The sequence below is a fragment of the Photobacterium arenosum genome, from assembly GCF_014841115.1.
GTDB lineage: Bacteria > Pseudomonadota > Gammaproteobacteria > Enterobacterales > Vibrionaceae > Photobacterium > Photobacterium arenosum.
This window is the reverse complement of sequence record NZ_JACYTP010000013.1, coordinates 47,917-60,173: the sequence shown is the minus strand read 5'-3', so window position 1 is coordinate 60,173 and position 12,257 is coordinate 47,917. Positions and strand designations below refer to the sequence as shown.

Genomic DNA, 12,257 nt, shown 5'->3' with positions numbered 1-12,257 from the left:
TGATCCTCAAATTGAAACTGTCTATTATGGTGAAGATACACACCCAGTCGTGAACACTACATGGAAATTGTTACCAGTTACTCAACGATAGAAACGACAGCAGCAGCAGTAGATGAAGCTGTCAGTCAACTCAAAGCCAGATTAGTGCGTCCCAGCCTGTTGTTGGTGTACTTTTCAGGGCATGACAATGCGCAAGTTATCCGAGAGCGGCTTGTTGCGGAATTCCCTGACACTCAAATTTTAGGCTGTTCATCATGCCAGGGTATCCTGACAGAAGAGGGGTATTTCCCTGATCGGGTGATCGGTTTATGGGCTGTTTTTGATTTCAATGGCGCGTATGGCTCTGCTTTAGTGTCTACCCATCAACTTCCTCACCAAATGGCGAAACAGGCATTGCTGAAGGCCATTCAAAATACCGGACGCTCAGGGGAATTACCTTCACTCGTTTTGCTGCACGCAAGTCCTGGCGCTGAAGAGGAGGTGATACAGGCCATATCTCAAGAGTTTGGCACACCAGTACCTATTATTGGCGGGAGCGCCGCGGATGCAGGGGTTTTGGGGGAATGGCAACTTTTCACTCAAGATCATTTAGCTTCTGAAGGCGTTGCTGTGAGTGTCTTTTATCCAACATGCGACTTAAGTTTTTCTTTTCACTCAGGTTACGCAAAAACTGAACAATACGCAGTGGCGACTAAGGTTGAGGGAAGGGAACTCATAGAACTTGATCACCGGCCAGCAAAAGAGGTCTATGAAGAATGGATTAAACAACCTTTAGAGTATGGTCAAAGCATAATGTCTCTCTCTGCTTTACATCCGATTGGTCGTATTGCAGGCACTTTACATGATTTACCCTATTTTAAGCTCGCTCATCCCAATTCTGTTACTGCGCGTGGTGGAATCACATTGTTTGCTTCTATAAAGGAAGGAGAGAAACTCTACCTGATGACAGGGACGGAAGATAACCTGGTCAACCGGACCGGTCGCGCAGTGGATGGATTGCTTCATGATAGCCATCAGCAGATCGAGGCTATTGGTGGAATAAGTATTTATTGTGCTGGCTGTATGCTCCAGGTGAAATCAAAAATGGGTATGGTTGCAGAGAAAATGCAGCAATCTATGCTCAACGCGCCGTTTATTTCTCCGTTCACTTTTGGAGAACAAGGCCAGTTCCTTGGTGGTGAGAATGAGCATGGTAATTTAATGATTTCTAACGTTTTGTTTTACCGGGAATGATGAGCATGCCAGGCAGAGAAACAGAAACCCTACAGGAAACATTGCTTGCGTTACTCAGAAGCCAGGAAAGGGAGAAACAGCTCAGAGATGAGTACTCTGCTATTTTAGCGGGTATGTCAGCGATGGCTGGCGCTAATAGCAAGCGGCAAGTATTCAATAGCCTACTTGCTGTTCTGCGCAAATATATTGGTTTCGAACACGCGCTGGTGCTGACTCGTGAAGATGAAACTTCGCATCTGGAAGAACTTGTCACCACCTGTACTAATTTCGAATCTTGCTCCTGGGAAGTCAATCAAACCTTTATCCGTGCTATCAATGGCGAAAGTATTGCACTTTTCGACCCGCTGCAAGTTGCCGAATTTCGTTATTTGCCCAAGGACCAGATCGGACTGTGTCGCTCAGTGTTGATGACGGGAGTGAAAGTCAGTTCTGGTGACGCGTTACTGCTATTTTTGCATTCTCAACCCGGCCAGTTTGGCGCTTCATGTAAAAGAGTGCTGGCACGGTTTCGCCCATTGCTTGAACGCGCAATTATCGACATTGACTACAGGGAAAGATTGCAAACTCTGGTGACTGTACGAACTCAAGAGTTATTGCACAATCAGCAACGATTTAAAGACTTTGCAAATACTGTTGGTGACTGGTTTTGGGAGATAGATACCGAATACAGGTTCACGTATATCTCTGCGCCAGACTTATCTAACCACGTGATAGATAAAAAAAGTTTGTTAGATCTCTTTGATGATGATAGCGATTTCCAAACCAAGCTACGAAATAAATTGCTCAGTAATGAAGATTTTGAAGACTTGGAATGGCAGTTACCCGGTAATGAGGGTGGGGCATGGATTAGCTTCAGCGGTAGCCCGTACTTTAGTAAACACGGAGAGCTCCGGGGATATCGGGGAACAGCGAAAGACATCACCAGCAAGAAGCAACGTTTAGTCGAATTGCAGCAGGCTCGGCAACAAGCGGAATCTGCAAACGCCGCTAAATCTCAGTTTCTGGCAATGATGAGCCATGAAATTCGCACGCCTCTGAATGCGGTGCTTGGTTTGATGGATACTTTAGCTGATTCAGGACTGAATATGGAGCAGCTTAAATGGGTCAATCAAATGGAGCAGTCTGCTCAACTGCTTCTGACGATCATTAACGATATTCTGGATCTCTCTCGTATAGAATCAGGCAAGTTTGATTTATACATGGAACCCATGTCTGTCGCTGATTGTGCCACGCTGGTCGTTGAACAGCTGCGAGATCAGGCACAGAAGAAAAATATCGATTTGAATATCCGGGTTGATGAAACAGTTCCTGAAAAAACTCAAGGTGACAAGAACCGCGTGACTCAGGTTATGTTTAATCTGATTGGCAACGCTATCAAATTCACGAACAGTGGCTCAGTGAATGTTGCTGTCACAACAGCAAATAATGAGATTGTGATTACAGTTATTGATACTGGAATTGGTATCTCTGATGAAGCACAGAAAAATCTCTTTAATCCGTTTGTTCAGGCAGACGGTAGTATTACCAGAAAATATGGTGGTACCGGTTTGGGTTTGGCCATCAGCCGCCATCTTGTCGGGAAAATGCAAGGGCGTATTTCACTGGTCAGCCATTTAGGCCACGGTAGCTGTTTTTCTGTGTTTTTACCGATCATCGCAGCTGCAGCTGAAATAGAAGAAGAAAAGCTACCTCAAAGAAAAATTCCTCGCCGAGCATTATCAATTTTGTTGGCGGAAGACAGTAAGACAAACCAGATGGTTGCAAAACTCATGCTGGAAAAACGAGGACATCATGTTCAAGTCGCTGACAATGGGCAAATGGCACTGGATATGATTGAAGCGTCACCCGAACAATTTGATTTAATATTAATGGATATCTCTATGCCGGTTATGGATGGTATGGAAGCAACCAGAAAGATCAGAGAAAAGCATGTTGATTTACCCATAGTTGCGCTGACGGCAAATGCCATGCACTCAGATCAGCTTGAATATCAAAAAGCGGGCATGAACGGCTTTCTAGCAAAACCGATACGCGTAGCTGAATTGGATAAATTGCTGAGCGAATATGCCGAGCTAGTCTCGCTGGCATAATTCATTCTTATCGATGAACGCATTGGCGCTTGTCGGCCTTAGGTAATTCCACCTGACATTGAAGAACCAGGCAAACTGACAATTTGCAGCAGGACTTAAATACAAGTGTGAATTACCTATTTTATGGTAAATCACCATTATGGTTAAATTGCGTGAACCTGTCTGGCGAGGCCGTCATACAGAAGGGAGCAGAGAGCCCAACGTGTAGACTCTCACAGCCTTAATTTAACATAATGTACATAATGCGTACTTAACTTGGGGGTGATTGAGGGCCAGAATTCCAGTCATACCAAGGGCTAAGCCCTTAATCCCTTGGCTCCTTAACTTTGCCGTGATGTCCTGCCAGATTCGCTGAGCTTTGAAGTCTTTGGCACGGTCTGCAGCAATAAATATTAAAGCTTCCTCAGGTTTAATATTTGAAGCTTCAGCTAGGAAAATTGCTTGAGTATCAGATAGATATCTTTTTCCACTTCTGAATTCGGAGATTCTAGATGCTCCAACACCTAAATCATGAGCGATTTGCTTGTCTTGGATATATTTTTTTGCCTGTTTGTAAGCATCTAGCAATGTATTCGCGTACATAAAAAGTCCTCCGTTTTGCCCATTGTAGTTCGATAATTCCCAGAATTGGTATCTTGTAATTACCACATGCGGTAATTAGGATTACCGAAATTGGGAATCGATAAGCAACAAACACCTTATGACTCAGCCCCTGTATTACGAACAAAACGCCGATGGCTCTGGCTTCGCCTTCATTGACGGCGAACCTGAGTACTTCCGTTCGTCCGCTGAGTTACATCAAATCGGTCTGGAATTTTACCCTCAGGGTTACGAGCTGTATCTCGTTACGCCTGAGAACTGGCAGCAACTCTACGACATGGGAGTCTTCGAACATGAAAACGATTATTGACTTCCTGTCCTTCACTTGGACGCCTGCCGAGCTGGCCCATGTGCTGGAGCTTGCCAAGGCTGGTGCTACCGTCAAGGCCGTTCGCCACTTCGACTTTGTAGAGTCCGGCAAACGTGTCGATAACTTTGCACTGGATACGGGCAAGATTGATTATGCGGCGGAAGTGCGTCGCCTGCTGAAAAACACGGATTTTGTCATTGGCGCTGATGCTCGCCGTTTTCATGAGGTCAAATCAGACCTGCTTGATCACTTCGGACTGAACACTATGGATTGCCTGTGCCGTGGTGAAATCGACCGCTTTATCAATCGCCTTAACCATGGTCTCGGCAAGTTCGGCAATGAATGGACCTTCACGCTACGTGCTGGCGGTTTCTCCGGGTATCCGCAATCGGCCTCCATCATGGTCAACGGTCAGCAAGCGGGCCTGTGTGCTTGGGGTGCCAAACAACATGGCTGCTATGTGTCGTTTTCCGGTACGGGCTGTGTCGCGTTAGACATGCCTGAAGTGCACAAGATGCTCAATGATTTGCCAGGCGCAAAAATTACCCGCGCCGATGTCGCTTATGACTGTTTCAACGGTGAATTCGGTATCAATCTGGCCCGTCAAATGGCAAAGGAAGGCTGTTTCATTACCCGTGGCCGTCCGTGTTCGTACACCTATATCGAATCCGGTCACATGGCAAAAGTCTGCGATTACCAAACCCAGTCCGGCACATCCCAGTCCCTGAAAAAGCGTTACGGCCTTGTCCCTGAGTCCGGCCGCTCGTTCTATGTCGGTAGCCGTGATGCGGGCAAGATGTTGCGCGTGTACGAGAAAGGCAAACAGCTTAAATCAGACCAGCATCCTGAGTGGGTACGCTGGGAGCTGGAACTGCGCTCAAAAGACCGTGTGATCCCGTTCGATATCCTGATTGATGCCGACAAGTATTTTGCAGGTGCATACCCTGCCCTGAGCCGTATTTGTGAGGCTGAGCAATGCGCTATCGCCACCCACAAACGCCATTACATGACCTCGGTCGAGAATGCTGTCAAACACGGTGCTACCCAGTGCGGCAAGCTGGTCAATTACATGCGACAGGTACTTGACCTGACGCCTGAGCAGGTGGTCAAGCAACTGACCAGCCACCTTGAACCGTTTGAAATCCCAGACCGACTCAATGCACCTGTCACGGGTGATTCGGATGCGTCTGACAAAGTCCCGCTTGCGGATTTGCTGGCCTTGCGTCAGCGGTCTCATCGAAATTCAATTTATCAGCGCCTAGTGACGGCGTAACTAAACGGAGAATACACAATGTCTGGATTAACTGTACTGGTTTCGGGTGTAACCATGGGTAAAGGGATTTCTAAGAAGTCCGGTCAACCTAAGCCGTATGCCTTTGCGCAGGTGCATTATTTGGTGCCGGCGAAATCTTTCCTCAACGATGACAACAACATTAACAAGCTGGGGCTGGAAGAAAAAACCATTTCCATGTCAGAGAACGCCAGCCTGTTTGCCAAGTTTGGCGAACTGACGTTTCCGACTCAGCTTAAGTTGTCGCTGGATGCGGACCCGGAAAACCCTTCTCGTAACATTGTGGTTGACTACGCCAAGGCGTAACGGAGGCGTTATGAAATTAAGGAACCTGCACAACGCGGTCATTCTGGATACCGAAACCACGGGGCTGGATTCTGATGCTGAGATTGTTGAGGTGTCAGTGATTGATGCCTTTGACGGTACAGTGTTGTTTGATTCGTTGGTTAAACCTCAGCGCCCTATTCCATCGGATGCGATTGCGATTCATGGCATTGGTAATCACATGGTGGCCGATGCCCCTGAATTTGGCGACATCTGGCCGCAATTGGCTCAGGTGTTGAGTGGTCGGAATCTGCTGATTTATAACGCCGATTATGACACCCGCCTGATTGAACAGTCTTTGAAAATCGCAACGGGTGAATCGCACGTGTTACCTGTCCTTGAGACTTTTTGTGTCATGGAGTGGTATGCCGAATTCTGGGGCGATATGAATGAGTTTCACGGCACATATCGCTGGCAAAAACTGACCAATGCTGCCGCTCAGCAGAATATTGATATCTCTGACCTTAGCGCACACCGGGCACTAGCTGATTGTGTGATTACTCGGCGCTTGATTAATGCAGTCAATTATCAATTGGCGATACGGTCGTAAGAATCTCGGGGCGGCATCATGACAGACACATGCGTACAGATAAATGAGCAAGGTTTCTTGTATGCCGTGCCCACTCCTATAACGGATTGTGCGGGTTATGTCCTTATCAGCAAATCCAGTTATGACAGCTATCTGGCTGGCTCTGAACTAACGCCCGAGGATGTAGGTGCGGCGTTTTCATTCGGCTTTGCCGCTATCTTGGTGAGCTGCTATTTCGCGGCCTATCCGGTAGGCATTGCCAAGCGTCTAATTAACAAACTTTAGAAGGAAACTCTCTTATGGAAACTATCTTTGCAGCGGTTGATATGGCAGGTGTAGCGACGTCAGTAACCGCGATTGGTGTGGCTATTGTCGGTGTGGCGATGGTGATGAAAGGCATCACGCTGGCGAAACGCGCCGTTAACAAAGCGTAATGCTGCCCCTTCTGCATGACCTGACGCTCACGCTCTGGTCACTCATTGGTGCTATCGCAGCGTATGCGGTTATGCAGGGATGGCGCTAACGTTCTGACTCTTTGGGCGGCTTCGGCTGCCCTTTTTTTTGGCTGAACCATGAATAGATTCATTTTAATTCTGTTTGTTGCTCTGGTTGGTTTGCTTCCCTTTTTACCAATTAAGGCTCACGCGGTGATGTATTACTTTAATAACGGGATTCCATCGTATGGCTCGCAACGCGGAACGTGTTCACCTCCGGGTGAATACTTAGATCATACCTACTTTAGTGAAGTGGCCTCCTGTGTTGAGGGTAAGCCTTCCGTTGGTACGAATAGTTTTTTCACTGGTTGCCGCGCAGGTACTACGGGGGTTAGCTGTGCTAAAGGCGGCCATACAAAGGGGGCGGCAGTGCTTTCGCGTGATAAGCCTGAGAACTACTGTGATTCGGCACATGTTTCTAGTTTGATTAGTCATTATAAACAGCAATGCAGCAGTCAGTTTGACTCAGAAGAGTACGACATTAATCCTAACTATATGTGTGACAGGCAGTTGCAAGGTGTCAGCGGTACCTGTAATGCCGTCAAAAAAGGTGATGGCACAGGTGACGGTGATGGTGGCGGTGATGACGGCGGCTCTCCCGGTGGTGGTGATGATGGTGGCGGTGAAGACGGCGGCGGCGATGGCGATGATAACAACAGTCCCTGCAACGCCTATCTCGGGATACGTTTTGACGTGGGTTGGAAATCCGTTAACCATGGCACTACCCCCGGTAACTATTGGTGCTCCAGCAAAGGCGGCGGCTGCCAGGCTAAGTATGTATCCGGCTCTAAATTTTGTGGTAGTCCCGGTGCCGGTTTTGACTGTTTCGCTGAATTTGAGGTTATCGGCCCTGAATGTAATCTCTCAGAAAACGCTGACGGCTTCTGTACCGATTCCGGTTGCGTTAACTCTGGCGGTGGCGATAAACCCGGTGATGGTGACAAACCTGGCGACGGCGAAGAACCCGGTGATGGCAGCGGTGAAGAACCCGGTGACGGTGAAGATCCTACTGACTCCATTGAGGGACATCTACGCAACATCGACACCAATGTCGGCAAGCTGAACGTGGATATGAACAAACTGCTGGATACGTCCATAGACAGCAATGCCACCCTTGAAGACCAGCTTTCTCTGATGAATGACTTCAACAACACGGTAAAAAAATCTGACAACACCTTGGAGGCCATGGCGAATTTTTCCGAGCAGGAAATCAAGCTGTTGAGCAACATTCAGGGGGATTTATCTGACTATTTCGATGACCAGTATCAGCAGATGAAAAACCTGTCTAACAAGCTGAGTGATCTAAATGCCGATCTCAACGCTAACTTTGACAACTTAGGCTCTGGTAACGACAGCATCAAGGAAGTGAAGAAAGTCGTTGAGAAAACTGAGCAGGTTGCACAGAACACGGCGGAATCGAATACCCTGCTCAATGACATTAAAAATGAACTGGTCGCCAATCGTATAGCCAGCAATGCAGAGCACTTTGCCTCACTGGAAAAGCTCGACGAAATGAAAGGACTGCAGGAGGAAGGCAACACCCACCTTGAAGGGATTGGTGACAGCCTCACGGGTATCAGCGATTTGCTGTCAGACTTCGGCAATCCTGACCTGACCAATGCCGGGAACGGCACCTGTATTCAGTCGAAAACCTGCTCCAGTTTCTATGCCTCAAGCTATCCCGAAGGGATCACCGGCATTATCAATGACTTTACCAATGATATGACCTCAGGGGGACAATTTGACTTCCTGAACCAGTTTCAGGTTGATGCAGGCGGCTCTGCCCCTGATATGGGTATCGCGGTGGATTTTGGCCGATTCGGTAACTTCGGCCGATTCAGTTTTGACATTGGTTATGGGGTCTGGAGCTTTATCCGGGCCTGTATCTTGTTCTCTGCGGCCCTGCTCTGTCGTCGCTTAGTCTTTGGAGGTTAACGTGTACGTTGGAATGTTTGACTGGATAGTGATTTTGTTCAACATGCTGCTTGAGTTCCTGTACCGCATGTTGCTGTCAGGGCTGGAAATGCTCAAAGACTTGTTTTACTTGCTGTTTGAGCAGATTCTCGCAGGGGCCAAGATGCTGGTTGGCTCCATTGCTAACCTGCTGGCCCCGATTAATCTCAGCCAGTATCTGACCGGGTTGCCCACTGAGATTGGTTGGGTGTTTGGACAGCTCGGCTTGCCTCAGGCCATTGCCATGATCATCACGGCCATCACCATTCGCCTGATACTGCAGCTGATACCGTTCACACGTCTGGGGTCATGACATGATTAACTTGCTTATCGGTCGCCCCGGTGGCGGCAAGTCTTATGAGGCAGTGGTCTATCACATCATCCCGGCGGTTCAGGCTGGCCGTAAGGTGATCACCAACCTGCCCCTTAACATCGCGCATTTTCAATCTGTGTTCGGTGACGGCGTCACTGAGCTGATAAAAATTATTGAAACCGATATGTCAGATCACGGCAACATTAACCGCCCTTTCTCTAAGCCAGAGGATTATAAAGACGACTGGCGCAATGAAAGCGGTCAGGGGCCGCTCATTGTGGTGGATGAGGCGCACTTGGTGTTGCCAATTAGCCGGACATCGGTCGAGGTGCTGGAATTTCTCAGCCTCCACCGTCATCACGGTGTCGATATTTTGCTGATTACTCAGTCTGACAGGAAGATACACAAAGATGTGCGTGACATGGTTCAACTGCAGTACCGCTGCTCAAAGAATACGGCGCTCGGTAGCGAGAAAACCTATACCCGCAAGGTTCAGGACGGCTGTCGCGGTGAAGTCGTCAATACCAGCCAGCGTACATACAAAGCCTCTTACTTTCCGTTTTACCAATCGCACACCGCCTCAAACGGTGCGGTGTCCGAAGCCACGGCGGCGGACATCAAACCCATCTGGCAACATTGGTCTTTTATTGGCGGCGCGATTTGCCTGGTGTTTGTGGTGGGCATGTTTGCTACTGGTAATGTTAAAAGTCCACTATCAGCCGGGGTGAAAGAGCAGCCTGAGCCAGTCAAGCAATTACACATCCAGCCGGACGGCTCCCCGACTCCCGTTCCTGAGGTGCCAGCGAAGAAACGCACCAACGGCAAGCATCCTCTGGCTGACTTTGACCTTTATGTTACGGGTGCTGCCCGACAGATAGCACTCCGGCCAGATAAGAGCTTTGATCTTGATTTGTCCTTTGATGTGATTTATCTCGAAGCCTACAAAGACGAAATGAAACAGTTCGCGGTCAACTCTAAGGAGCTGCGCAAGCTGGGCTACAACATCCATGCTATCGGCAAATGTGTCTACTCGCTCGAATACCATGATTTCGATTCGATTGTCGTCTGTAACGAAAGTCGCGGCCTGATTCAAGATGGCCCACTATCAACCGTCACATCATTTTGATGAAAGCTAAGGAGGGGCGCCCCGCATCGCGGGGAGGTGCCTTAGCTTTCAGCTAACCAGATGCCGACAGGCATATAAGGGCCATCTCCGCGCCCTTTTGTAAACTCCCTACTCACTGGCCCGTAGCCCGCACCTGTGCGGTGCTCCCTAAACTGCATCCATCGAAACCCTTCATCCTGTCAGGCCGGAGCGCAGCGACTCCTGCCCGATAACCTGCCACTTTCTCACGGGCCGAAAACGAAGTTGCGGGAGCGGAAGCGCACCCCCCGTCTAGTAATACGGGGGGAAAGTCTCACGTTGGGCACTGCCCGGATAGCGCGGTACGATTCTAAAGGTTGCATATTTTTCTGGTTGTGATCTCATAAGCCAACGGCTTTAGATTTCGGGGGATGCCATGAGCAGAAATGCAGAGTACGAACAGCGCAAAAAAGACGGCGGATTCAAGAAAGTGACTGTGTGGGTTCCGGCGGACAGAGAATCTGATATCAAGCACGCTATCAATGAGCTATGTGAAAATGAACACCTGACTATCAATGTGCTGCGGGATTTGGTGACTGGCAGACTGGTGTCAATGAACCGAAACTAGCGCCTGTCACTGGTGACGGTTTTGTTATGAGTTAATATGAACTGCGATTTACTAAAGCGAATATCTGAGATCACAATGATGGATTCGTTAGGAATGATAGTTATTTCCCTGCATTTCAGAACTTTAGGAATTAAAAAAAAGCCCCGGAGGGGCTTTAAGTAATTTAAGATTCGAGTGCATCTAAGATTTCATTCAAATGAAGAAACATTGGAGTATTGCCATAAGTTTCGTCAGGTTCATCTAAAGCCCTGAAGCCTAACCTCTTATAGAACTCAACTGCATGCTTATCAGCATCGAGATACAATCCATAGCAACCAATAGCCTTAGCCACGACGGCTGTTTTTTCCATTGCTAAAGCTACTAGTTCTTCTCCAAATCCTTGTTTTTGATAAGCAAGGTCTACACCAAGCATTTCCAACCGAACCACTGGCACGAACTTCGGCGCGTTTCCGAACAGCCCTGTCACAGAAAATCCGTCTCGATTTAGTGCATGGGAGGAGGCGGTGTAGAACCCTACAAGTTTTGAGTCGTCAGAATCATCTAACAGAACAGTTACAACCGAAGTTGACGCTTTTCCTTTGACTTTTAGATTATTTCTGACGAACCTATTGATTACATCATTACCACAGTTGAAGTGTTTGATCCCTTTCAGCTTCTTTTCACCATCATACAGATGGTTTGTAACTGTGCATTCAGCATTATTTAAAGTGCAGCTGTTTACACTTTTATTAGACGGTTGAACCACTTTTTGTTCTCCTACGTTGCATTAATGCTTTCAGCGCAGGGGTTGCCTCAGTTGGTGGATTCTCAAGGATTTCATTTAAGTTAGTCCAGGCCGTATTAGATAGAGTCGTATGTGAATTAAACTTCATAACTTCTCTAGCTTTTTCTGACGCTGCAGACAAAATAAAAGCCGTTAAGTTTACACCAGACAACGCAGCTGCTTCTTCAAGCTGGTTTTTAACTAATTGATTTGTTTTCAAATCTAAGCGTGCGGATTGTTTTGTTTCACACAATGCTGCTGACGACATAATTGAATCTCTCGTGTCGATTGGATCTATGGTTTTAGAAACCTCCTTAGTATCAAGACTTGGTTCTATGCCTAAGTCTTCCTCTACTTGTTTGCTTTTGATTAATGTTTTTCATGTTGTCTTCTCCGTTAATGGTGTTGTTTACACGTACATATTACGTATCTCTTCATCAATAATCATACAAAAAACAATCAATGTCAACATATACGTAAATATTACGTATATATTTTTCTTGTGGCCCTATTGATTCTGTTTACGGTGTATTAATATCAACATAAGATTATGTTCTATATGTGTTTTTATCGCTTGATATTAGGTAGCCTTTTTAGCTGTCTTGCGGCTTTAAGAATCTGCGCTTTGGCTCGACGATCATTATC

At 47.4% G+C, this 12,257-nt stretch carries 15 protein-coding genes; 12 read left to right on the top strand and 3 right to left on the bottom strand.

Translation table 11 applies throughout. The features are described 5' to 3' along the window. The first annotated feature begins 60 nt into the window (after nucleotides 1-60). Nucleotides 61-1,233 carry an FIST signal transduction protein gene (locus IFO68_RS17485; protein ID WP_192017107.1) on the top strand — a complete coding sequence of 391 codons (1,173 nt, stop codon included), beginning with the start codon at nucleotides 61-63 and terminating at the stop codon, nucleotides 1,231-1,233. A 5-nt stretch (nucleotides 1,234-1,238) separates the two neighbouring features. Then, nucleotides 1,239-3,323 carry an ATP-binding protein gene (locus IFO68_RS17480; protein ID WP_192017106.1) on the top strand — a complete coding sequence of 695 codons (2,085 nt, stop codon included), beginning with the start codon at nucleotides 1,239-1,241 and terminating at the stop codon, nucleotides 3,321-3,323. Between the two features lie 225 nt (nucleotides 3,324-3,548). Here IFO68_RS17480 and IFO68_RS17475 read toward each other — a convergent pair whose 3' ends face one another. After that, nucleotides 3,549-3,905 (bottom strand): DUF3693 domain-containing protein, encoded by a 357-nt coding sequence (locus IFO68_RS17475; RefSeq protein WP_192017105.1) that lies wholly within the window; start codon nucleotides 3,903-3,905, stop codon nucleotides 3,549-3,551. Between the two features lie 118 nt (nucleotides 3,906-4,023). Here IFO68_RS17475 and IFO68_RS17470 point away from each other — a divergent pair, with 118 nt between their 5' ends. The 10 genes from IFO68_RS17470 to IFO68_RS17430 all read left to right on the top strand — a co-directional run bounded on the left by IFO68_RS17470 (nucleotide 4,024) and on the right by IFO68_RS17430 (nucleotide 10,849). Continuing rightward, on the top strand, nucleotides 4,024-4,233 hold the full coding sequence (locus tag IFO68_RS17470; RefSeq protein WP_161443297.1) for a hypothetical protein: 210 nt from the start codon (nucleotides 4,024-4,026) through the stop codon (nucleotides 4,231-4,233). After that, on the top strand, nucleotides 4,217-5,506 hold the full coding sequence (locus IFO68_RS17465; protein WP_192017104.1) for a replication initiation factor domain-containing protein: 1,290 nt from the start codon (nucleotides 4,217-4,219) through the stop codon (nucleotides 5,504-5,506). The genes IFO68_RS17470 and IFO68_RS17465 overlap by 17 nt, the downstream gene beginning before the upstream one ends. An 18-nt stretch (nucleotides 5,507-5,524) precedes the next feature. After that, a complete protein-coding gene (locus IFO68_RS17460) occupies nucleotides 5,525-5,830 on the top strand; it encodes a hypothetical protein (RefSeq protein ID WP_161443301.1) in 306 nt (101 codons plus the stop codon). Between the two features lie 10 nt (nucleotides 5,831-5,840). Next, entirely contained in the window at nucleotides 5,841-6,398 is a 558-nt protein-coding gene (locus tag IFO68_RS17455; protein ID WP_192017103.1) for a 3'-5' exonuclease, read from the top strand. Between the two features lie 18 nt (nucleotides 6,399-6,416). Beyond that, nucleotides 6,417-6,662, top strand: a complete 246-nt coding sequence (locus IFO68_RS17450; protein WP_192017102.1) for a single-stranded DNA-binding protein — start codon at nucleotides 6,417-6,419, stop codon at nucleotides 6,660-6,662. Between the two features lie 14 nt (nucleotides 6,663-6,676). After that, nucleotides 6,677-6,811: a hypothetical protein gene (locus IFO68_RS22020; RefSeq protein WP_272872736.1), complete on the top strand. Its 135-nt coding sequence runs from the start codon at nucleotides 6,677-6,679 to the stop codon at nucleotides 6,809-6,811. A 483-nt stretch (nucleotides 6,812-7,294) separates the two neighbouring features. After that, nucleotides 7,295-8,806: a hypothetical protein gene (locus tag IFO68_RS17445; RefSeq protein ID WP_192017101.1), complete on the top strand. Its 1,512-nt coding sequence runs from the start codon at nucleotides 7,295-7,297 to the stop codon at nucleotides 8,804-8,806. A 1-nt stretch (nucleotide 8,807) separates the two neighbouring features. Continuing rightward, nucleotides 8,808-9,137, top strand: a complete 330-nt coding sequence (locus tag IFO68_RS17440; RefSeq protein ID WP_336510282.1) for a DUF2523 family protein — start codon at nucleotides 8,808-8,810, stop codon at nucleotides 9,135-9,137. 1 nt (nucleotide 9,138) lies between these two features. Beyond that, nucleotides 9,139-10,263 carry a zonular occludens toxin domain-containing protein gene (locus IFO68_RS17435; protein ID WP_192017100.1) on the top strand — a complete coding sequence of 375 codons (1,125 nt, stop codon included), beginning with the start codon at nucleotides 9,139-9,141 and terminating at the stop codon, nucleotides 10,261-10,263. A 394-nt stretch (nucleotides 10,264-10,657) separates the two neighbouring features. Then, nucleotides 10,658-10,849: a hypothetical protein gene (locus IFO68_RS17430; RefSeq protein WP_192017099.1), complete on the top strand. Its 192-nt coding sequence runs from the start codon at nucleotides 10,658-10,660 to the stop codon at nucleotides 10,847-10,849. Between the two features lie 163 nt (nucleotides 10,850-11,012). On the opposite strand, the gene IFO68_RS17425 is transcribed toward IFO68_RS17430, so the two are convergent. Then, nucleotides 11,013-11,594: a GNAT family N-acetyltransferase gene (locus IFO68_RS17425; protein WP_192017098.1), complete on the bottom strand. Its 582-nt coding sequence runs from the start codon at nucleotides 11,592-11,594 to the stop codon at nucleotides 11,013-11,015. Next, entirely contained in the window at nucleotides 11,578-11,880 is a 303-nt protein-coding gene (locus tag IFO68_RS17420; RefSeq protein ID WP_192017097.1) for a type II toxin-antitoxin system TacA family antitoxin, read from the bottom strand. The genes IFO68_RS17425 and IFO68_RS17420 overlap by 17 nt, the downstream gene beginning before the upstream one ends. Nucleotides 11,881-12,257: the final 377 nt, after the last annotated feature.

Coding starts and splice junctions, on each gene's coding strand:
- IFO68_RS17480 (WP_192017106.1), top strand. CDS start 1,239: ATGCCAGGCAGAGAAACAGAAACCCTACAGGAAACATTGCTTGCGTTA.
- IFO68_RS17475 (WP_192017105.1), bottom strand. CDS start 3,905: ATGTACGCGAATACATTGCTAGATGCTTACAAACAGGCAAAAAAATAT.
- IFO68_RS22020 (WP_272872736.1), top strand. CDS start 6,677: ATGGAAACTATCTTTGCAGCGGTTGATATGGCAGGTGTAGCGACGTCA.
- IFO68_RS17435 (WP_192017100.1), top strand. CDS start 9,139: ATGATTAACTTGCTTATCGGTCGCCCCGGTGGCGGCAAGTCTTATGAG.
- IFO68_RS17450 (WP_192017102.1), top strand. CDS start 6,417: ATGACAGACACATGCGTACAGATAAATGAGCAAGGTTTCTTGTATGCC.
- IFO68_RS17465 (WP_192017104.1), top strand. CDS start 4,217: ATGAAAACGATTATTGACTTCCTGTCCTTCACTTGGACGCCTGCCGAG.
- IFO68_RS17420 (WP_192017097.1), bottom strand. CDS start 11,880: ATGTCGTCAGCAGCATTGTGTGAAACAAAACAATCCGCACGCTTAGAT.
- IFO68_RS17430 (WP_192017099.1), top strand. CDS start 10,658: ATGAGCAGAAATGCAGAGTACGAACAGCGCAAAAAAGACGGCGGATTC.
- IFO68_RS17460 (WP_161443301.1), top strand. CDS start 5,525: ATGTCTGGATTAACTGTACTGGTTTCGGGTGTAACCATGGGTAAAGGG.
- IFO68_RS17485 (WP_192017107.1), top strand. CDS start 61: ATGGAAATTGTTACCAGTTACTCAACGATAGAAACGACAGCAGCAGCA.
- IFO68_RS17455 (WP_192017103.1), top strand. CDS start 5,841: ATGAAATTAAGGAACCTGCACAACGCGGTCATTCTGGATACCGAAACC.
- IFO68_RS17470 (WP_161443297.1), top strand. CDS start 4,024: ATGACTCAGCCCCTGTATTACGAACAAAACGCCGATGGCTCTGGCTTC.